Consider the following 19,411-nt stretch of genomic DNA (forward strand, 5'->3'; position numbering starts at 1 on the left):
CGTCCACATGGAAGGAACCAGAAAAAGGGTTGTCGAGAGCTTTTTCAAGCACAAGCTGGGTATGGTCGGGCTGGTGGCGCTCGCGATACTCTATTTCGTGGTGCTCCTCGCCGATTTCATATCCCCGTACAATTTCGCTGAGACCCACAGGAACTTCGTTTATGCCCCGCCTTCGAAGATAAGGTGGACGGATCCCGATGGCAGATGGGTCGGGCCTCACATATACGGGATGAAGAGGAGCAGGGACCCCGTCACCTTCGAGCTGGTCTATGTCGAGGACACCACCACCGTGGTGCCGATAAGGTTCTTTGTGAGGGGAGAGAAATACAGGTTCCTGGGGCTTTGGGAGACAGACCTGCACCTCTTCGGCGTGGAGGCGTCCACCGACAAAGCGATGCTTCTCCTCCTCGGCGCTGATAGATTCGGCCGTGACCTCTTTTCCAGGATCCTGGTCGGCGGCAGGGTGTCCATGACCGTCGGCCTCCTCGGGACGTTCCTCAGTGTCTTCATCGGGGCGATCGTAGGGGCGCTCTCGGGTTACTACGGTGGATGGGTTGATGTGCTCATCCAGAGGTTTACCGAGCTCCTCAGGTCATTTCCGAGGATTCCGTTGTGGCTTGCGCTTGCGGTGATCATCCCGCCGAGCTGGCCCAGCACTTGGGTGTACTTCGGGATCGTGACGGTGCTTTCTCTCATCGGCTGGATGGGGGTGGCGAGGGTCATGCGCGGAATGACGCTCAGCCTTCGCGAGAAGGAGTACATTCTCGCGGCCAAGGTGATGGGCGTCTCAGATTGGAAGATCATCACGAGACACTTGATACCGAATACCCTGAGCTACCTCATCGTCGTGTCGACCTTGTCCATCCCAGGGATGATCCTCGGCGAGAGCACCATCAGCTTTCTTGGCCTCGGCATCAAGGAGCCCATGACTAGCTGGGGGCTTTTGCTCAGCCAGGCCCAGTCTCTGAGCGAACTCGAGTCCCACCCGTGGCTGATGGTGCCCGGACTATTCATAATGGTAGCCGTGCTCTCCTTCAATTTCGTGGGGGATGCCTTGAGGGACGCGGTTGATCCATATAGGACGGTTGAGAAGGTATGACCGGCACGAGCGAACGCATTCTCACGGTGCGCAATCTGAAGACCTACTTCCCGACGCCCGAGGGCATCGTGCGGGCGGTGGACGACGTCAGCTTCCACCTGGACAGGGGGGAGGTCCTTGCGCTCGTCGGCGAGTCCGGATGCGGAAAGAGCGTTACCGCCCACTCCATACTGGGGCTCGTCAAGGCGCCTCCGGCGAAGATCGAGGGCAGCATCGTCTTTTGCGATCGCGAACTGGTCGGGCTGTCTCAGGCGGAGTACCGGCAGATCAGAGGGATGCGCATCAGCATGGTGTTCCAGGAACCCATGTCGTCGTTCGATCCCCTCTATACCGTCGGCCAGCAATTGACAGAAGTCGCCCAGGCGCACATGCCGTGGAGCGCCGCGGAGGCCAAGGAGAGGATAATCGCTACGTTAAGGCTGGTCCACATCCCCGATCCTGAAAAGCGCTACAACGAATACCCGCACGAAATGAGCGGGGGCATGCTCCAGAGGATCATGATCGCCATGGCGCTCATAACCAGCCCCGACATAATCATCGCGGATGAACCCACCACGGCGCTGGACGTCACCATCCAGGCACAGGTGCTCAACCTCATGCAGGACCTTCAGAGCGGGTACGACGGGTCCATCATCTTCATCACTCACGATCTCGGCACCGTTGCGGAGATCGCCGATAGGGTGCATGTGATGTACGCCGGCAAGATCGTTGAAAAGGCGCAAGTAGTGGAGATGTTCGATAACCCTCTCCACCCTTATACCGCAGGTTTGCTTGCTTCCCGCGTCAAGCGGGAGTACAAGGGCAAGGAGCTGCCTTACATCGAGGGGTATGTGCCTAGGGCCGACCAGTTTCCAGACGGTTGCAGGTTCAACCCGCGGTGTCCGAGAGCGATGGCCAAGTGCAAGGAGCTCGAGCCGCCCGAGTTCGAGCTCGGCCGGGGCCACACGGTGGCATGCTGGCTGTACGAGGGGAGTGAGGCCGGATGAAGATCCTTTCCGCAGCCGGTCTCAGGAAGTACTTTCCCATAAGATCCGGCGTATTCCTCCAGGTCACAGGCTATGTGAGGGCGCTCGAGGCCGTCGACTTTGAGATCAGTGAAGGCGAGACCATAGGAATCGTGGGTGAATCAGGGTGCGGCAAGAGCACCCTAGGAAGGACCATTGCGAAGATATACGAGCCGACAGCCGGAACCATAACCTATCACGATCCGAGCGGACGGAGCCATGATATCTCGAGGGCTTTGGGAAAGCGCGTCAAACAGACGTTCAGAAAAGACGTGCAGATGATATTCCAGAATCCTTTCGACTCACTGGACCCGCGGATGACCGTGAGGGACATAATACGCGAGCCTCTTGACACGCATAGGCTCTTCGACAGCGCGGCGGAGGTAGACGAGCGCGTCGCCGAGCTCTTGCGAAAGGTGGGGCTGTACCCGGAATACGCTCGCAGGTATCCTCACGAGTTCTCCGGCGGCCAGCGGCAAAGGATCGCCATTGCGCGCTCGATCGCGGTGAACCCTAGGCTGCTGATCTGTGATGAACCCACCTCTGCGCTGGATGTCTCGGTTCAGAGCCAAATCATCAACCTGCTCAAGGGGATCCAGGGCGAGACCAACATGTGCCTCGTCTTCATCTCCCATAACTTGGATGTGGTCCATCACATGAGCGACAGGATCATGGTGATGTACCTGGGGAACGTGGTTGAATCGGCGCCGGCCGTGGAGTTGTTTGACGAGCCGCTTCACCCGTACACACAAGCTCTGATGTCGGCTATTCCTGGCTGGAACCCGAGAGAACGGAAACTAAGCAAGGTGAAGCTCGAAGGAGAACCGCCCAGCCCGATCAATCCACCTCCGGGTTGTCCGTTTCACCCGAGGTGTCCCTATGTGTCGGAAGCGTGCAAGAGAGTCAAGCCAGAGCCGCGCGAGGTGAGCAGGGGGCACTTGTGCGCTTGCCATCTCCATGCTCGGTGAGCGCGCATGTCGGGGCGCTCCCGCCTTCGAGAGGGACCGCCAGTGATCGCACCCAACTGGGGGTGTAGAAATACTTCCGACTATCGGGAGGGGTTGCCGGTGCTTGCACGACGGGGCCTGGAAGAGAACTTGCGCACCCTCGCCGATATGCAGTGGCATGCAGTGACCGCCATGACGCGGGCCGCATTCGTCGGTTCTCGCGCGCGAAGTGGATGTGAGGGCGCGGAAAGCGGTGGTGAGTGTGGACAACACTGATTATGCTGACCTCACGACGGAGGAAATGAACCCCCGTTCCCGAGGGCTTGACCGGATGAGCACCGAAGAGATCCTGCGCCTGATGAACGAGGAGGATCGGCGTGTCCCCGAGGCCGTGGCCGAGGCGATCCCTGACATCGCAAAGGCTGTGGACATGATCGCTGCGAAGATGGCAAGCGGAGGAAGGCTCCTGTACGTGGGCGCCGGGACCAGCGGGCGCTTGGGCATTCTGGACGCCGTTGAGTGCGGGCCGACTTTCGGGGTATCGTCCGATCAAGTCTCCGCGATAATCGCAGGCGGGCCGGGGGCGGTCTTCCGTTCGGTTGAAGCGGCCGAGGACGACGAGGCGTCTGGAGCTGGGGATGTTGCAGGGTGCGTCACCGAGAAGGACGTGGTGGTGGGGATATCTGCGAGCGGGGTCACGCCGTACGTGAGGGGTGCGCTGAAAGCGGCCAGGGATATCGGTGCCGCGACCGTGGCGATCGTGTGCAACCACGCAGCCAAGCTGGACCTGAACGTCGATGTCGCGATATCGCTTGCCGTGGGGCCGGAGGTGTTGACCGGCTCCACCAGGCTGAAGGCCGGAACCGCGCAGAAGCTCGTGCTGAACATGATATCCACCGCGACCATGGTAAGACTCGGTAAGGTGTACGACAACTTCATGGTCGACATGCAGGCGACCAACAGGAAGCTGAAGCGCCGTGCCGTCAGGATCGTATCCACAGCTACTGGCCTTCGCGGCGAGGAGAGCGAACGGCTCCTGGACGAGGCGGGCGGGAGCATCAAGACGGCCATCGTAATGGCGCTCGCGTCGGTCGGACGGGTTGAGGCGGAGCGGGCCTTGGAGGCGGCGCGCGGTCACACGAGGGATGCGGTGCGAATCGCGGCCTTGGGCGACGCGCGTGCTTCGGGCGCCATATGAGTCGGGCGAGATATGATCGAAGAAGGGAGCATCAAGCGTGGACCGCGTGGGCTCCATGAGCATTGACGAGAAGATCGGTCAGATAGCTATGGTCGGTATCGACGGGCCTGAGCTGACCCCATCCGACGAGGAGTTCATCTCCAAGTATAGAGTGGGGAACGCGGTGTTCTTGGGAAGGAACATAGTCAGCCCAAGCCAGGCCCAGTCGCTCACACACAGATTCCAGGAGATCGCATCCCGCCGCAGACACCCAGTGGGGTTTCTCCTCTCCATAGATCAGGAAGGCGGGGTGGTAGCCCGGCTCACCCGCGGCGAGACGGTATTCCCGGGGAACATGGCGCTCGGCGCCACGAGGTCGGAGGAGTATGCGCGCAGGGCCGCCGAGGTTACAGCGGACGAGATGACAGCTCTAGGGTTCAACATGAACCTCGCGCCCGTCCTCGACATCAACAACAACCCCAGGAACCCCGGAATCGGGGTGCGCTCGTTCGGAGAGGACGTGTCCCTGGTCACGAGGCTCGGCGTGGCCATGATACGAGCGTACCAGCGTTCGGGGGTGGTCGCGACGGCGAAGCATTTTCCCGGCAAAGGGGACGTCACGGTGGACTCCCACCTCGACCTTCCGACGGTCGCACACAGCAAGGAACGGTTGGCCAGCGTGGAGCTTGCTCCATTCGAGGCGGCCATACGGGCGGGCGTGGAGGCGATCATGACCGCGCACGTGTTCTTCCCGGCTGTGGAGCCTGAGCCGGCCATTCCGGCGACTCTCTCGCGCAGCGTGCTCACTGGGTTGCTCAGGGACGAGCTGGGGTTCGAAGGGGTGGTCCTCACGGACGACCTCTTCATGGGCGCCATCCGGAAGAGGTTCACTACGGGAGAGGCCGCCGTCCGCGCCCTGGACGCCGGCGCAGACATGGTCCTCCTCTGCCACAATCAGGCAGAACAAGGTGCCGCCCTCGACGCCGTGCGCGACGCCGTGAGGAAGGGGACGCTTTCCGAGGAGCGGCTGGATGAGGCCGTCGGGCGTGTGCTTGCGTTGAAGGCGCGCTACGGATTGCTCGACCCGGAGAGATATCTCTCACTGCGCGGCCTGGAGCGCGTGGGAAGCGAGGAGAATCGCCAGGTGGCCCTTGAGATCGCCAGGCAATCGGTGACGCTCCTCGCAAACCGCCAGGGGCTCGTGCCGCTCGCGCCGCGGGAGTGTCGGAACCTCTTGGTGATGTCCCCCGACATCCGCGCGCTGACGCAAGTGGAGGAGGAGCAGCTATCGGAGTCGCCTCTCGCGGTCGCGATCAGGCGCTTTGTCCCGGGCGCGCGCAGCTTCGTGTTCTCCCAGTCGCCAACCGCCGTCGAGATAGCGGATGCGGTAAAGCTCGTGCTCTCGAGCGACGTAGACGTGGTCGTGGTTGGATCCTACAATGCGCACCTCTACGAACAGCAGGGCGCGCTCGTGAACGCGCTGCTCGATACAGGGGTGCCTCTCGTCGTCGTGGCCATGAGGAACCCCTATGACATCCAGATGTTTCCGTCGGTAAGCACGTACATAGCCGCGTACGGCTTTAGGGAGTGCACCATGCGAGCTGTGGCAGAGCTCATCTTCGGCCTGGCGAAGCCGAAGGGGCGACTGCCCGTGTCCATTCCAGGGATATGCGAGTACGGAAGCGGCCTGACCTTGTAGAAGGTCGCTATCAGTCGCTACCAGTTAGTTGCGCGAGGCGAGCTGAAGAATCTGAAAACAAAGGGCGAAAGGTGCATGGCTGAAGCGAGAGACGAAAACGTGATGCAGGTTGCGAAGACACCTGACTACTGCCTTGCGGTCGTCCGAGGGGGATACGGGTCCCTCGCCCCCGCCGAGCAGAAAGTGGCGTTCTTTATAATGGAACACCCGGAGTCCGCCGCGGGAATGACCTCCACCCAGCTGGCGGTGGCTGCGGGAGTGAGCGAGTCGACCGTGGTGAAGTGTTGCCAGCGGTTGGGATTCACGGGTTTTTTCCAGCTCAAACTGGCTTTGGTTCGGGAGCTTGCCACGAGCAGAGAGGGCGCCTTCGGTAAGGTGGAGCCTGAGGACGACGTTCCCACCATCTGTGACAAGATATTCACCACTACCCTCCAGGCGATTGAGGACACAGCCAAGGTACTGGACCCGAATGCTGTGGCCCGCGCCGCGGAAGCCATCCAGGGCGCGAAACGGGTATTCTTCTTTGGTGTTGGCTCGTCGGGGGTGGTAGCCCAGGACGCGCAGCTCAAGTTCATGCGCATAGGCATGACGGCTTTCAGCTACCTCGATACCCACGCCCAGCTTACGCAAGCCGCCCTGCTCGGCCCGGAGGACGTGGCGGTCGTGATAACCTACTCCGGTCGGACGCGCGAGGCAACCGATGTCATAAACCTCGCGCGCAAAGGCGGCGCGCGCACCATCTGCATCACGAACTTCCCGACATCACCAGCGGCCACGGCCTCGGACATCGTGCTCTGCACCACGGCTCACGAGGCCACCAGGCTCAGGGGGGGCGCCATGACATCCCGGTTGACCCAACTCGTCGTAATCGACTGCCTTTTTACCGCGGTGGCCATGAGGCGGTCCGACGAGGCGATGGAGCTGCTCATGAAGACCGTGGACGCGTTGGCATCGCGGAAGATCTAAGTATGTCGCCAGAAGTTCGCGCTACTTTTCGGCGGAGGGGTCCTACCCAGGGTTGCCGGTGTTGCCCTCCGGGGACGGCGCGCTTGCGGCGCGCCTCGTTCGAATTCGGCGCTTAAGACAGCCGAATTCTCCACGCCCCGTCGTGCAAGCACCGGCAACCCTAGCGCCGTCAAGAAAGGAGACGAGAACTATTTATTGGCGCCATACTTAGGCGGCTCGGGCGCTTATCCTTATAGGGCGTTTCAGGAAGGGGACATGGAAATGGCGAGTGGACGTCCGACCGCCCGGGACGGGGGCCGACGCGGTACAGGGGCCGCGAGCACGCCAGCCTTGTGGCGTAGTGGCAACGGCAGGGACAGACCCGCGAGCGCCGCAAGGGGCGATCCCAGGGTTAAGCTCGGGGTGACGAGGCTGCTCGAGGAGCCCGAGAGGTATTTTGGCAAGGCGCGGGCGCGGGTCGGGCTCGTAGCGAATTACAACGCCGTGGACGAACGGGCAGTGCCGATCATAAAGCTTTTCAGCGAGTGCTCGGGGATAAAGCTCGCCCGGATCTACGCGGCGGAGCACGGTCTATGGGGTTGTGAACAGGCCGGAGTAAAGGTGTGGCACGGGACGGACGAGCTCACCGGCGTGGAGGTCGTCAGCCTGTACGGGGAGGCCGTGAAGCCCACCCCGGAGATGCTTGATGGCATCGATGTGCTGGTCTGTGACGGCAACGACATCGGCTCGCGCTATTGGACGGGCCTTGCGACGGTGGCCCTGTGCATCGAGGCCGCAGCCGAGGCCGGGAAGCCTGTGATAGTTACGGACAGGCCCAACCCGCTCGGCGGGACGGTCATCGAAGGGAGCCTCCTCGATCCCCGGTACCGGTCGTTCGTGGGCTATGAGCGTATTCCCATGCGCCACGGCATGACCGCTGGCGAGCTTGCCGCCATGTTCGCCGCGCGATCGCGGATCGACGTGGACCTCACGGTGGTTCCCATGGATGGCTGGGAAAGACACATGCTCTTCCCTGATACGGGTCATTTCTGGACGGGCACCCCCAACATGCCGGGCTTTGAAACAGCCCTGGTGTACCCGGGCACCTGCCTCTTCGAGGGCACGACCCTTTCCGAAGGAAGGGGAACGACCAAGCCTTTCAGGCTCATCGGCGCGCCTTGGCTCGACCCCTTCGGCCTTGCCGAGGTATTGAACGATATGAGTCTAAAGGGCGTGCGCTTCAGGCCGGCACGCTTCAGGCCCATGTTCTCGAAGCACAGCGGGGTGGAGTGCGGCGGAGTTGAGGTGCATGTGACAGACCCTGGGGAGGTTCGTGCGGTGCTTCTCGGGGTCTCGATGCTCCATGCCGCAAGGAAACAGAACGAGCTGGAGTTTCAGTGGCGAGGCGCCGATGGAGGCAGCGCCAGCCACCGTCTTTTCATCGACCTTCTCGCCGGAGGCGCGGAACTCAGAGCCTGGCTCGAGGAGGGCGCGTCCCCGGACGAGATTATTGCGAGATGGGAGCCAGGGCTACGTGAGTTCGCGGAGATTCGGGAGCAGTACCTCATGTACCGGTGAAGATGTACCGGTGAAGGCCTGCACCGGCAGGGGCCTGCGCCGTGTCAGGGGGTGCGCCAGGATTCGCGCCTCCGAAGGGTGCTGCGTATCAATGAAGGCTCTTGCGCGCGCACCGGCAGGCGCTTTCTCCTACCGGTCTGCCCGTTGGCACGTCGACCTGTTCGGCTGCATGGCCGCGGAGGGCGCGCCCGTTCGCGGGCGCGTATCGGCGCATGTCGCGCCTGTCAAGCTCCTGGCCGCGGAAGCGCCTTGCAGATCCCGACGCACTCGCGGCAGCGGATGCAGTTGAGACCGTTGATTTCCTTCGGAACGTCAAGGTCCATCGGGCACACCTCAGTGCACCTTCCGCATCGCACGCACAGGTCCTCCCTGAAAGCGATGGAGCTCGGCGCTATCCTGTTAAATGGAGCGTATATGGCGCCTAGCGGGCACACGAAACGACAGAAGGGCCGTTTGACAAAGACCATCATCAGCAGAAGCGCTGCGGTGATCCCGACCTTGAGCCAGAAGAACGGGCCGATGAGCGAGCGGATCGTTCGGTCCCCAAGGGCGAGCGGCACGCCGGCCTCGAGCGTGCCCACGAAACACAGTTTGGAGAACCAAGGCTCTCCAGTAAGGAAGGGCACTGCAAACACGAGCCCTGCGAGCACCAAGTATCTCACGAACGTGAGACGGTTCGAGACTCGAACCTTTCGTACCGGGGCCTTATACAAGAGCTCCTGAAGCCCTCCTACCGGGCACGCCCAGCCACAGACCGCTCTTCCGACGACTGTCCCGATCGCTCCCAAGATGCCGAGGGTGAAAAACGGAACCCGGCGCGTCGCCGCGAAGTGTTGGAGCGTGCCTATGGGGCAGGCGAAGCTTGCGGCGGGACACGCGTAGCAGTTGAGCGTGGGGCAGGGGACGTACTTGAGGAACTTGACGAAATACGAATTGGCCAGGACGAAGCTCAAGGCCTGCCAGAGGCCTCGCCTGCGTGTCGTCGGCCCGTACGCGCGGGCGAGCCGTGGGAGCGCTGCCATCGCGCTCCGAGGTGCGCTTTCCGCCTGCGCGAGCTTGGCGGCGGCCGGCCGCGTCGACTGTATCGACATGCTGGCAGGTCCTGATGCTGCTTTGGGTTCATGAGGCTGGTTCAACCACGAATGGTCCAGCGAAGAACGCTTCCGCAACGTTGCATATCCCCCCTCGTCGGCGCGGCCAGGCCAGGCCGGGGCGCCGGATGCAAGACAATTGAAACGGGGCCTATGCGTGAGCGCCGTCTTGTCGCCCCTGTCCGACTCGCCCCTGTCGGCCCTGGCCTGCTTGCTCTGGCCCGGCCTCCCGTATCCCATCTGCCCATCTGCCGTGGCCCGTCGCGGGCCTGTCCTGAGGGTTTCCCCACGCGAGCAAGGGCGGTCACTGTATCCCTATACAGGAGAGGCACACGACCACCGCGTTGGCGAAGACGCGTGCGGGATCGCCTCTCAGAAGTCCCACAGCTATGAGGGTGACGGACAGGGCAATTGACGCGAGGAAAATCCCTCGTTTCATGGAGTTGGACATGCTCCCTTCTGCTGTGCGCGCCATGCGTGTTTGGGCGCAGAGATGCCGCTCGGCCGATCGCCGGAGCGCGGGCGCCTTCGGGGGGCGCGCTCGCGCACGGGTTGCCGTGCTCCTTCTAGCGAGCGGTACCGACAGCATACCGGTCATTATGCCGGTACTGCGATTGTACCTGTGATTATACCATTGTGCCAGGAGAGATCGTCGGTCATCAAGAGGGTCCCGGGGCGCTGCTCACCTCGTGCACTTTCGCTGAGCCTTCGTTTTCGCAAGGCCCGTACAGGCGGCATATTATGCTACAGGCAGGTGAAAGCGCACAGGGCGCCGAAAGGAGGTACAAGGCTGCGCGCCGGCGCTACCAAACGGTGTCTTTACGTAGGAGGTGAGACCTTGCGTCAGTCGTTCACTCTGATAGAGGTCGCCGGCATCCCCATCCGCCTTCACTGGTCGTTTCTTCTGTTCCTGGTATTCATGTTGATCTCTGGTGTGGTCGGGGCGGGACTTGCTTCGAGCTTGGGCGGCCTGGGGTTCATCATCGCTCTCTTCGCCTCAGTCACCCTTCACGAGCTTGGGCACAGCCTCGTGGCACGCAGGTTCGGCATCAAGGTAAAGGAGATCACGCTGCTTCCCATCGGCGGCGTCTCGCAGCTCGAGGAGATCCCCGATGATCCCAGGCAGGAGCTGCTCGTCGCGATCGCTGGACCCGCCGTAAGCCTAGGGCTCGCTGCGGTATTCATCGCGGCACTGCGCGCCACCGGGATCGCAATGGGACTCGGAACGATCGAGTATCTCTGGGGCGGGCGCTTCGTGGCGAGCCTTGCCTCGGCCAACGTCATCCTGGGCCTGTTCAATCTCATCCCCGCGTTCCCGATGGACGGCGGGCGTGTCCTGAGAGCCATCCTCGCGATGCGGATGAACTACCTCGAAGCCACCCGCATTGCCTCCTCAGTGGGGCAGGGGTTCGCGTTCCTGTTCGCCCTGCTCGGGCTCTTTACAAACCCGTGGCTCATATTCATCGCCCTTTTCATCTACATGGGAGCGGGCACTGAGGAGCGCACAGCGGAGATCCGACGAGTCCTGGGCGGCGTGCCGGTCAACCGGGTCATGACGACGAGGTTCGAGATAGTGTCGCCCACCGAGCCTCTGGCCGCAGTCCTTGAACGGGCATACCGGGGCTGCCAGGACGACTTCCCGGTCGTCGAGGGTGGGGTCGTGAAAGGGATCCTGACTAAAGCCTCCGTGCTTGCGGCCCTTCATGAGAAGGGCCCCGAGATCAGCGCGGCCGAGGCGATGCAGGTAGAGTTCGTTACGCTCAGCCCCACGGACATGCTGGCCCAAGTGTATGAGAAGATGCGCGGCTGCAACTGCTCGTCGCTGCCGGTGGTTCAAGATGGGAAACTCGTGGGCATGGTTGGACTTGAGAACATAGGACGCTTCTTCGCCTATGAGAGCGCAAAGCAGAAGCTTACGAGGGAGGAAGGGGACGCTCCCGGCGGGAGGGTGCTGTAGGGGGCAGCAGTGAAGCCAAGGCGATGCGAGACGGCGAACGCGGCCCGCGTCGCCTTTCCTTTTTCCTGTCCCTGCGGGCCGTTGGCAGCCCGAGCCCCGCGCCGCGTGGCACGCGAGGAACGGCACGCAACGCGCTGTCGGGCGTGCGACGCGGGGCTTCGCTTCTTGCCCCCGCTTGGGCGTTGTTGGGAAGTTGGACAACCTCGCGCGCCTCTCAGACGCGCCTCGACAACGTTCTGTGCCCAGGCTCCTCACAGGCTCCTTCGAGCACGTCCCTGAGCTCCGCAGGCGTGGCCGGCCGCGCCGGGGTGCCGAATGTCGGGTGGTTTTCCAGTTCCCTGGCGACTATCCAGTCCAGGTCGGGGCCGGCTAGGCCAGCCTCTATGAGGGTGCGCGGCAGGCCGATCGCCTCGAAGAGCGCCGGGATTCTCGAGGCCAACCACCGGAAAAGTGGTTCGGGTCCGGATCGGACGGACTGTGGCATAGCAATCCGAGGGGCCCGGCTTCCTCCCTCCCTCTCCGGTGCTGGAGCATCTCTGTCCTCCGAGGCCTTGTGCTGCAAGGCTTGGTCCAACGCTCGAGCCGCCCGCGCCAGCCGCGTCGAGGTTTCCGTGTCGCGTGCTTGCACCCTGAGCCCAGGCACCAGCAGGATCCCTACCATATTGCCATGAGATAGACCGAAGCGGTTGCAGAAGTGGACGAGTCCATGGGGTAACCCGAGTCGCCCGTTGGCGAAAGCCATGCCCATCAGGAGGCTTCCCCAGGACAAGGTGTCGCGGGTGGCAGGGTCCACCCTGCTCGCGGAACCAGGCGACTCGGCCCGGCTGACCGCAGGCGTGCGGTGCCGGTCCGGCGTGGCGGGAGCCGTTCCATCCAGCTCGGTTTCTCGAACGGCGTGCGATGCGACTGCGTACAAATCCTCCATACCGCGCGCGAGCGCGACGAACGCCGCCAACGCCACCTGCTGGACCTCTTCTGATGCAGCGGGGCTCGCCAAAACCTCGAGCGCCTGGGCGATAGCATCCACCGCCGCGATGATCGTTGGGGCGAGAGGAAGCGGGTCTGTGAGCGCGGGGTCGGCCGCGATGAAACGTGGGGACGGGATGCCGCGAAGGCTCCTCTTTTCTTCGCCAAGCTCAATAACGGCGTTGTCCGTGCTCTCCGAGCCTGTGCCGGATGTCGTCGTCACAGCAACCCAGGGGAGCGTCCTCTCTGATGACAACCTCCTCCGGCCCAGTTGGTAGGCGGCAATATCCACTAGAGCCTCCGATTTGTCGTGTCCATCCGCAGGACGGAGACCGGGACTTGTCAGAAGGTCTAGGTCTTCTCGCGAAGTCGCTCCCGAGACGGACGAGGCACCGCCCCCGCTGCCCTGGTCCTGATACGCAAGGGCTGCGATGGATTTCGCGACGTCGATGACCGTGCCGCCACCGATGGCGACTACGAGACCCAGACGTCCCCGCCGGACAGATTCTATGCCCGCCCGGATGGTTGCGTGGTCGGCGTGGCCGCGAACGACGAAGACCCTGGCACCGAAGCTCTTCATGCCGTCGACGAGCGCGGCTATTCCCGGCGCTCTGGAACTCGATTCTCCGACGACCACGAGGACGCCGCGGCGCCCGGCCTCCGCGAGCCCGGCCACCGCCTCGGGCACGACGCTAGTGGCAAGCCCGCGTCCGAAGACTATCCGCTCTGCTGCGCGCGGCAGCGCGGCACGATTGAGGCGCACAACGCCGGTTCGCGCCTCGAGCTCCACAATTCCAGGTACACATCTAAAGCCCGTTATGTCTCCCCCACGCTCGTGTTGCGTTCCCATGCGCGATCCCTCACGACGAAAGCACAATGCTCGGGCGGGGCGCTCGCCGCTCGCCTAAGTGAGGGCGCATTGATCCGCGCCCCTCTTGCAGCAGTTGCCGGGTTGCCGGTGATTGCCCTCCGGGGACGGCGCGCTCGGGGCGCGCCTCGTTCGAATTCGGCGCGCCGGATAGCCGAATTCTCAACGCCCCGTCGTGCAATCACCGGCAACCGGCCCCAATGGCCCAATAGCCGGGAGTGTCTTGCACGCCCACTTGGCGCCGTCAAGAAAGGCGACGAAAACCTAACCCGTCTCCGTCTCCGTCCCCCGTCCCGGTCGCGGTCACTAATGCCTTCAGCCGGCGGCGAATGCCCTCGAGAACGCCGCTGTCCAGGTGTTTCCCGTGTTCACCGCCCGCCCCTTGGAAAGCCAACAGCTCCTCGAACAGGGGCACGATCTGCGCCTCGGAGCACATTCCAGTCGTGGCAGCGGTGTCCAGGGCGTACACCAGGTCTCTGAAGGCGGCCGCCGGGTCTTGAGGCAGGGCTGAGGTTGCGATCGTGACCACCGCCTGCCTCCGTTCACGGTCCAGCCTCGCGTCCTCCTCTGAGAGAAACGCGTCAAACGACGCCAGATCCTCGTCCGAGATCTTCCACCCAGAGCCGCCCACGTTTTCCTCGAGGTGCGGGACGCTAGACGGGCCGGTGAGAGCCGAGACTACGCCCGGCTGGGCAAGCACCCACGCTATTGCGGCCTGGGCGGGGGTTTTCCCGTAGCGGCGCCCGACGTCCGCGAGCCTTGCTGCCACCCTGAGCGCGGAGCGGAACTGCTCGCGTTGGAAGAGCGGATCGTACTGACGGATGTCGCCGTCGGGGAACACGTGACCCTCTCGGATCGCCCCGGTGAGGATGCCGCGGCCTGTCGTGCTGAACGCTATGGCGGCCATCCTGTGCCTTCTGCAGAGAGGGAGGAGCTTTGAGCGGGCGTCCCTGGCCGCCGCCGACAGCTCCATGAGGACGGAAAAGGGGCGACCGACCTCAACGTATCTGGCGATCTTCTCCGCCGCCAGGTGGCCCACGCCGTAATGACGGATCTTGCCTGAAGCCACCAGGTCCTCCAGAGCGCCGACCACGTCCTCGACGGGGGTCTTCGGGTCGTCGAAGTGGACTTGATAGAGGTCGATATAGTCGGTGCCGAGCCGCGCGAGGCTCTCCTCGCACGCTCTTTTCACCCTCGCGGGGGAGAGGTCCATGCTTGCGCCCGACACCACGCCCACCTTGGTGGCAATATGTATCGCGCTCCGGAAGTCACGCACGACCCTCCCGAGGATCGACTCCGCATCGCCATATGCGTCTGCCGTGTCGAAGAACGTCACCCCGAGCTCGTAGGCGCGCCGAATCATCCTCGCGAACTCGTCCAGGTCCTTCCTGCCGTACGCTCCTGCCAGGCTATAACAGCCCACGCCCACTTCTGAGAACCGAAGACTCCCACACTCACGGTAGTTCATTGAGTTCATCACCCTTCCCGTGGTGTCTTCTGCAGGCGACGAGGAACGGCCCCTCGGGAGAGCACTCTCACTTCGCACCCCACATGCGCGCAAGATGCGTGCAAGGTCGCGGCGGCAGTGGGCCTGTCCTGGTTGCGGCCGGCGTCTCGGTATCACACCGGATGGAGCACGACCCCGATGATGCCCGGCCCGCCATGGACCGCGAGGGGAGGACCGATATCGGACAAAACGATGTCCCCGCAGTTCAGAACCTGCTTAAGCCGGTCGCGCAACCGCTTCGCCTCGGCAAGAGCGTTTCCGTGGACGACCGAGACCCTCACCCTTGAGTCCCCCGCGGCCTCTCTCGTAAGCTCAACGAGCCTGTCCAGGGCGCCTTGGTAGGTTCTGACCCTGTCCACTACCTCGACGACCCCTTCCTTCACGGAGATCAAGGGCTTTATCGCAAGCAGGGAAGCGATGAGCGCTTGGCCCCTGTGAATGCGCCCGCTTTTCAGGAGGTGTCTCACGGACTTTATGACCGCGTACGCGCTGATGCGCGGCCTGAGTTCCGACAGGAGGCGGAGGATCTCCTCCTTCGTCTTTCCGCGCTGTGCGGCCTCGGCGGCGGCGAGCACCATGAATCCCGTGCCCATGGACGCGGAGAGCGAATCGACCACCTCTATATCGGCACCGGGAAAACTCGCCTTCGCGAGGTTGGCCACCTGGAACGTCCCGCTCCCGGTGGACGTGATGTGGATGGAGATGATGGTCTTGACACGCTGGAGCAATCTGCGATATATGGAGATGAACTCCGCCGGTGCAGGTTGGGAAGTCATCGGGATGTCCGGTCCGTTGAGCTTCTCATAGAACTCCTCTCGCGTGATATCCACGCCGTCGCGGTATGATTCGCTCCCAAACTGTATCCCGACAGGCGCGACCGCTATGTCGTACTTCTCGATCAGTTCTTCTGGCAGGCTTGCGCCACTATCGGTCACGATCGCGATCCCGCTCTTCGGAGCGCCGTTGTCGATGTTCTTCATCACTGCACCTCTGATTCCCGGTCTATTGGCCCCTTAATGGCCGACTCCTCGGCCTCGGCGCCGAACGTGCCAATCCTGGAGCCGCCGAGACAGCCTCCTTTGGCATAGCTGTTACCTGACCGCGCCACCGAAAAGCTCTCTCGCGACACCATCATTATAGGCCCCTGACGCCGAACTTACAAGCAGTACGGCCTCGTGCATCACGTTGGGTGGATCACGCTGGAAGGAAGCAACCTTCGCGCGGGGGCGGCGCGGTCACCATCTGGGATTTTCCAGTGCTGGTGCTTGGGAACCTCTTCATACTTCCGCGGGTGGTAGGTGGCATACTCCTTGTTGTGCAGTCTTAGGGAGACGCGTTCCAGAGCCGTGGGTTCATAGCGGTCGTCCCTGCTGTGCGCGGCATCGATGAGATAGTCCCGTTCATCGGGCCGGCCGCCAGGCGCGGCGTCAGGGGCTACATCATCACCGGGGACAAGGACCAGTTCTACCAGGACGTCAGGCGTCTACATGCGGCAATGGAGGACAGGGACCTCCGCGTCCTCGACGGGAGCCTTCGGATCGTCCAAGTGGACCTGGTAGAGGTCTATGTAGTCCGTGCCAAGCCGCGCGAGGCTTTCCTCGCACGCCTTTTCACCCTCGCCGGGGACAGGTCCATGCTTGCGCCTGAGACCACGCCCACCTTGGTGGCAATTCGGACTTATGTCATGGTTCCATGGAGACCACCTCGACGCCTGTGCCGACGAAAGTGGATCCGTCACATGGCCTTTGCGGATGGTCCCGGTCAGGGCACCAACTGGAACCCCAGCCCCACTTGGGTGAAATGCCTGTCTTCAGTGAGCACATGCTTCACCTTGCAATCCCTCATCACTATCATGGACGTCAGGTCTGTGAACGAGATCCGCACTTTGTCCTTTAGGCGGACGCGCAGATCCCAGGCTGCAGCAAAACGTTCTGGAGTGATGCGCTCAACGCTGATGTATCCCATACGGGCTGCCGCGATGATGCCGTTAACGAAACGGGTGGCCTCGTCGAAGCTCTCCCTGCGAAAGATGAGAGTGATCACCTCGTCAAGGACGTAGTCGCTCGTGTAGACCCGCTCGCCTTCGGAGCGGAGGGTTCTGTAGTACTGGGCTGCTTCATCGTGCCGCGGGTCCTTTCGATGTCCGAGGGCGATCCAGCCCCACGTGTCTATGAAAACCGGCCCAGACACCATGCTTCAGATCCGCTCCTTTTCGCTAGTAGAGTTCCTTCTCGATGTCTTCGGCCGAAAGCGGGTCTCCAGAAAGGGAGCCGAGGACATCAAGTATCGGGTCTGTCTCTTGCAGCTGCGACTCTGCAGTCTCACGCACAAAGCCTGGTTGCGTAGCACGACCCGCCGTATCTGAATACAACATCCCGGCCTGTTGCAGGAATGCCTCCAGGTCCTGGCGCCTCACCCTGGCAACCCCCTTTGCCAGCTTGTATATGCGGATTCTCGACTCCTTCGCCCACCGGTATATGGTAGGGCGTGCCACTCCGAGGTAATCCGCCACTTCCTGCACAGAGAGCCACTCTTGGTCAGTCTTCATGGTAACGCCTCCCATACGGCACCGGTTCGGACAAGTGCCTGTGTCGCCGCAAACAAACCTCGGTGGCGACTCCAACAGCGCATCGTACATAGTATAACATAGCGTCACTGCTGTCATCAAGAGCAACTCTCAGACACCTGCCAACTCTCGGGTGCGTCCATTCGCGTACGCGAGTAGTGGTGAGTATGTCGTCGGCAGTATACGCGGGCTTCCCTCCTTTGGCGGGCACGGCTGCCCAACTGGTATGTCTGTTGGCGCCGCGGGGTCTGATGAACCGTCCGAGAGGCGTTAGACGGCGCAGGAGGAAAGCAAAGGAAGGGAAGGGAGGGGGAGCATAGTATACATTGAGGAGGGTGGACACAGTGTTGTTGCGAGGCAATGGCAGTGCAGGTTCGTGAACGCGTCATCGTATTCCGGCCACGTGATCGTGGACGAATGGCCCCTGCACGGTGAGAAGCGGGGTCAGAGGTTTGCCGGGGCCGGGAGGCTGAAGGTTGTGCGCCGGCGCTAGATGGGGCGCCGTCCGTCCGAATATGGGTTGAGTTGGTTTCGCGCTCTCGATTATGCGCCCCGCGGGCGGCGCTTCGAGGCGAGTGCCATGCTGCTTGTTGGGTGAAGATGAAGATGAGGATGAAGATGCGTGTCCTCGAGTGCGCCCTGGAGCGGAGCCGCGAGGGGTTTCGAGGAGCGCAGCCCGGCGGCTTGCGACGTAGATTGCGAAGCCGAGGCCTACCGATCCCAGGATCACCAGGGCGGTGCCCGGCCCGAGGCGAGAGGCGAGCCAGCCCGCGAGGAAAGCGCCTGCCGGAGTGACACCGATGTAGATGAGCATGTATACGCTCACCACGCGGCCCCGCAGTTCGTCAGGCGCGGTGAGCTGGGTGGTGGCATTGGCTGTGGTCGTGAACAGTATCATGGAGAACCCCAGGAACGCGATGGTTGCTACAGACGACATATACTGCCGGGTGAGGCCAAGGACGATCGTGAATAGGGGGAGGAGGATGGCTCCTGCCAGAAAGCGAGTTACACCCCTCTCACGGGAGGCAAAGGTGGCCAAGGTGAGCGCGCCAACGAAGGCGCCGAGGCCCATGGCTGACGTGAGGAAACCGTAACCCGAGGCCTCCTGATGGAGTACGTCCCTTGCGAACGCGGGCACGAGGACGTTGAAATTCAGCACGAAAAGGCTTATCACTCCTACCGTTACGATTATCGTGGCCAGCTTCCGGTTGCCGCGAATGTACCTCAGGCCTTCCGCCAGGTCTCTCATCACGCTCTTCGACTCGCGTTTCGAAGTTGGCCTGTTGACCCTCATGAGGAGCAAGCCTGCGATGACCGCTATGAAGCTCACACCATTCAGGAAGAAGGACATGAAGAAGCCGATTCGATCGATGAGGAGGCCGGCGGCCGCCGGGCCGACAATGCGCGCGAGGTTGAAGATGACGGAGTTCAAGGCTACGGCATTCATCAGGTCTTCAGGGCTTGTCATCTCGATCACGAACGCCTGGCGTGCCGGGGTGTCGATGCTTTGCGCCACACCAGTCAGGAACGCTATGAGAAGAATGTGCCAGTACTGGATTCGTTTGAAGTAGATGAGCCCTGCCAGCAGAAACGCGAAGATCATGAGGGCGGTCTGGGTGGCTACAATCAGGTCCCGCTTGTTATGCCTGTCAATCATCACTCCTGCGAAGAGGGAGAAGAGGAGGGTCGGAATGAACTGCACCGAGCTTACCAAGCCTAGAAAGAACGCGGAATTGGTCAGCTCGAGCACAAGCCACGATTGGCTTGCATTCTGTATCCAGGTTGCCATCAACGACACGCACTGTCCGGTCCAGAACAGACGGAAGTTTCGATGCCGCAGCGCGGAGAAAGTTGGGGGCAGGGCCGTGCGACGAGCCCTCCGGCGAGGACCTGTCCGCGGCGCACCCGATGGAACAACGTCGGACATATGTGTGTGACCCTCTTCCCTTTTCCTCGACTTATGGTTACACACGTGTATTCCACGAATTTCGCCGTTTACCTGCTGCA

Annotated in this window: 16 protein-coding genes; 8 read left to right on the plus strand and 8 right to left on the minus strand. The window is 62.3% G+C overall.

The genetic code is table 11. The annotated features are described in order from the left end of the window. Window positions 1-7 precede the first annotated feature (7 nt). The 7 genes from GX515_08780 (at window position 8) to GX515_08810 (ending at window position 8,449) form a co-directional block, all read left to right on the plus strand. Entirely contained in the window at window positions 8-1,099 is a 1,092-nt protein-coding gene (locus tag GX515_08780) for an ABC transporter permease (protein ID HHY33089.1), read from the plus strand. Beyond that, entirely contained in the window at window positions 1,096-2,085 is a 990-nt protein-coding gene (locus GX515_08785) for an ABC transporter ATP-binding protein (GenBank protein HHY33090.1), read from the plus strand. Before GX515_08780 ends, GX515_08785 begins: the two co-directional genes overlap by 4 nt. Then, entirely contained in the window at window positions 2,082-3,071 is a 990-nt protein-coding gene (locus GX515_08790; protein ID HHY33091.1) for an ATP-binding cassette domain-containing protein, read from the plus strand. Before GX515_08785 ends, GX515_08790 begins: the two co-directional genes overlap by 4 nt. 280 nt (window positions 3,072-3,351) lie before the next feature. After that, window positions 3,352-4,248: an N-acetylmuramic acid 6-phosphate etherase gene (murQ, locus tag GX515_08795; GenBank protein HHY33092.1), complete on the plus strand. Its 897-nt coding sequence runs from the start codon at window positions 3,352-3,354 to the stop codon at window positions 4,246-4,248. 37 nt (window positions 4,249-4,285) lie between these two features. Next, window positions 4,286-5,926, plus strand: a complete 1,641-nt coding sequence (gene nagZ / locus GX515_08800; GenBank protein ID HHY33093.1) for a beta-N-acetylhexosaminidase — start codon at window positions 4,286-4,288, stop codon at window positions 5,924-5,926. A 75-nt stretch (window positions 5,927-6,001) separates the two neighbouring features. Beyond that, window positions 6,002-6,892: a MurR/RpiR family transcriptional regulator gene (locus tag GX515_08805; protein ID HHY33094.1), complete on the plus strand. Its 891-nt coding sequence runs from the start codon at window positions 6,002-6,004 to the stop codon at window positions 6,890-6,892. Between the two features lie 330 nt (window positions 6,893-7,222). Then, complete coding sequence (locus GX515_08810; protein HHY33095.1) at window positions 7,223-8,449, plus strand: DUF1343 domain-containing protein; 1,227 nt, start codon at window positions 7,223-7,225, stop codon at window positions 8,447-8,449. A 224-nt stretch (window positions 8,450-8,673) separates the two neighbouring features. Here the strand turns inward: GX515_08810 and GX515_08815 are convergent, their stop codons facing one another. Beyond that, window positions 8,674-9,540, minus strand: coding sequence for a 4Fe-4S binding protein (locus GX515_08815; GenBank protein HHY33096.1), 867 nt, complete (start codon window positions 9,538-9,540; stop codon window positions 8,674-8,676). Between the two features lie 838 nt (window positions 9,541-10,378). Between GX515_08815 and GX515_08820 the strand changes: the two genes are divergently transcribed. Next, a complete protein-coding gene (locus tag GX515_08820; GenBank protein HHY33097.1) occupies window positions 10,379-11,497 on the plus strand; it encodes a CBS domain-containing protein in 1,119 nt (372 codons plus the stop codon). Window positions 11,498-11,711: 214 nt separating this feature from the next. Here the strand turns inward: GX515_08820 and GX515_08825 are convergent, their stop codons facing one another. From GX515_08825 to GX515_08855, 7 genes are all read right to left on the minus strand, one after another. Then, window positions 11,712-13,313 carry an iron-containing alcohol dehydrogenase gene (locus GX515_08825; GenBank protein HHY33098.1) on the minus strand — a complete coding sequence of 534 codons (1,602 nt, stop codon included), beginning with the start codon at window positions 13,311-13,313 and terminating at the stop codon, window positions 11,712-11,714. Between the two features lie 262 nt (window positions 13,314-13,575). Continuing rightward, complete coding sequence (locus tag GX515_08830; GenBank protein HHY33099.1) at window positions 13,576-14,799, minus strand: aldo/keto reductase; 1,224 nt, start codon at window positions 14,797-14,799, stop codon at window positions 13,576-13,578. Between the two features lie 152 nt (window positions 14,800-14,951). Then, window positions 14,952-15,818, minus strand: coding sequence for a DegV family protein (locus GX515_08835; protein HHY33100.1), 867 nt, complete (start codon window positions 15,816-15,818; stop codon window positions 14,952-14,954). Window positions 15,819-16,321: 503 nt separating this feature from the next. Continuing rightward, entirely contained in the window at window positions 16,322-16,603 is a 282-nt protein-coding gene (locus GX515_08840) for an aldo/keto reductase (GenBank protein ID HHY33101.1), read from the minus strand. Continuing rightward, a complete protein-coding gene (locus tag GX515_08845; protein ID HHY33102.1) occupies window positions 16,600-17,031 on the minus strand; it encodes a type II toxin-antitoxin system VapC family toxin in 432 nt (143 codons plus the stop codon). The genes GX515_08840 and GX515_08845 overlap by 4 nt, the downstream gene beginning before the upstream one ends. A 22-nt stretch (window positions 17,032-17,053) precedes the next feature. Beyond that, window positions 17,054-17,386 (minus strand): helix-turn-helix domain-containing protein, encoded by a 333-nt coding sequence (locus GX515_08850; GenBank protein ID HHY33103.1) that lies wholly within the window; start codon window positions 17,384-17,386, stop codon window positions 17,054-17,056. Between the two features lie 403 nt (window positions 17,387-17,789). Continuing rightward, a complete protein-coding gene (locus tag GX515_08855) occupies window positions 17,790-19,331 on the minus strand; it encodes an MFS transporter (GenBank protein HHY33104.1) in 1,542 nt (513 codons plus the stop codon). Window positions 19,332-19,411: the final 80 nt, after the last annotated feature.

Source organism: Bacillota bacterium (assembly GCA_012842395.1).
Classification (GTDB): Bacteria; Bacillota; SHA-98; order UBA4971; family UBA4971; genus UBA6256.

Bases quoted from the DNA above. Each gene is read 5' to 3' on its own strand.
- GX515_08825 (HHY33098.1), bottom strand. From the start codon at position 13,313: ATGGGAACGCAACACGAGCGTGGGGGAGACATAACGGGCTTTAGATGT.
- murQ (HHY33092.1), top strand. From the start codon at position 3,352: ATGAACCCCCGTTCCCGAGGGCTTGACCGGATGAGCACCGAAGAGATC.
- GX515_08855 (HHY33104.1), bottom strand. From the start codon at position 19,331: ATGTCCGACGTTGTTCCATCGGGTGCGCCGCGGACAGGTCCTCGCCGG.
- GX515_08780 (HHY33089.1), top strand. From the start codon at position 8: ATGGAAGGAACCAGAAAAAGGGTTGTCGAGAGCTTTTTCAAGCACAAG.
- GX515_08845 (HHY33102.1), bottom strand. From the start codon at position 17,031: ATGGTGTCTGGGCCGGTTTTCATAGACACGTGGGGCTGGATCGCCCTC.
- GX515_08790 (HHY33091.1), top strand. From the start codon at position 2,082: ATGAAGATCCTTTCCGCAGCCGGTCTCAGGAAGTACTTTCCCATAAGA.
- GX515_08850 (HHY33103.1), bottom strand. From the start codon at position 17,386: ATGAAGACTGACCAAGAGTGGCTCTCTGTGCAGGAAGTGGCGGATTAC.
- GX515_08835 (HHY33100.1), bottom strand. From the start codon at position 15,818: ATGAAGAACATCGACAACGGCGCTCCGAAGAGCGGGATCGCGATCGTG.
- GX515_08815 (HHY33096.1), bottom strand. From the start codon at position 9,540: ATGTCGATACAGTCGACGCGGCCGGCCGCCGCCAAGCTCGCGCAGGCG.
- GX515_08830 (HHY33099.1), bottom strand. From the start codon at position 14,799: ATGAACTACCGTGAGTGTGGGAGTCTTCGGTTCTCAGAAGTGGGCGTG.
- GX515_08805 (HHY33094.1), top strand. From the start codon at position 6,002: ATGGCTGAAGCGAGAGACGAAAACGTGATGCAGGTTGCGAAGACACCT.
- GX515_08785 (HHY33090.1), top strand. From the start codon at position 1,096: ATGACCGGCACGAGCGAACGCATTCTCACGGTGCGCAATCTGAAGACC.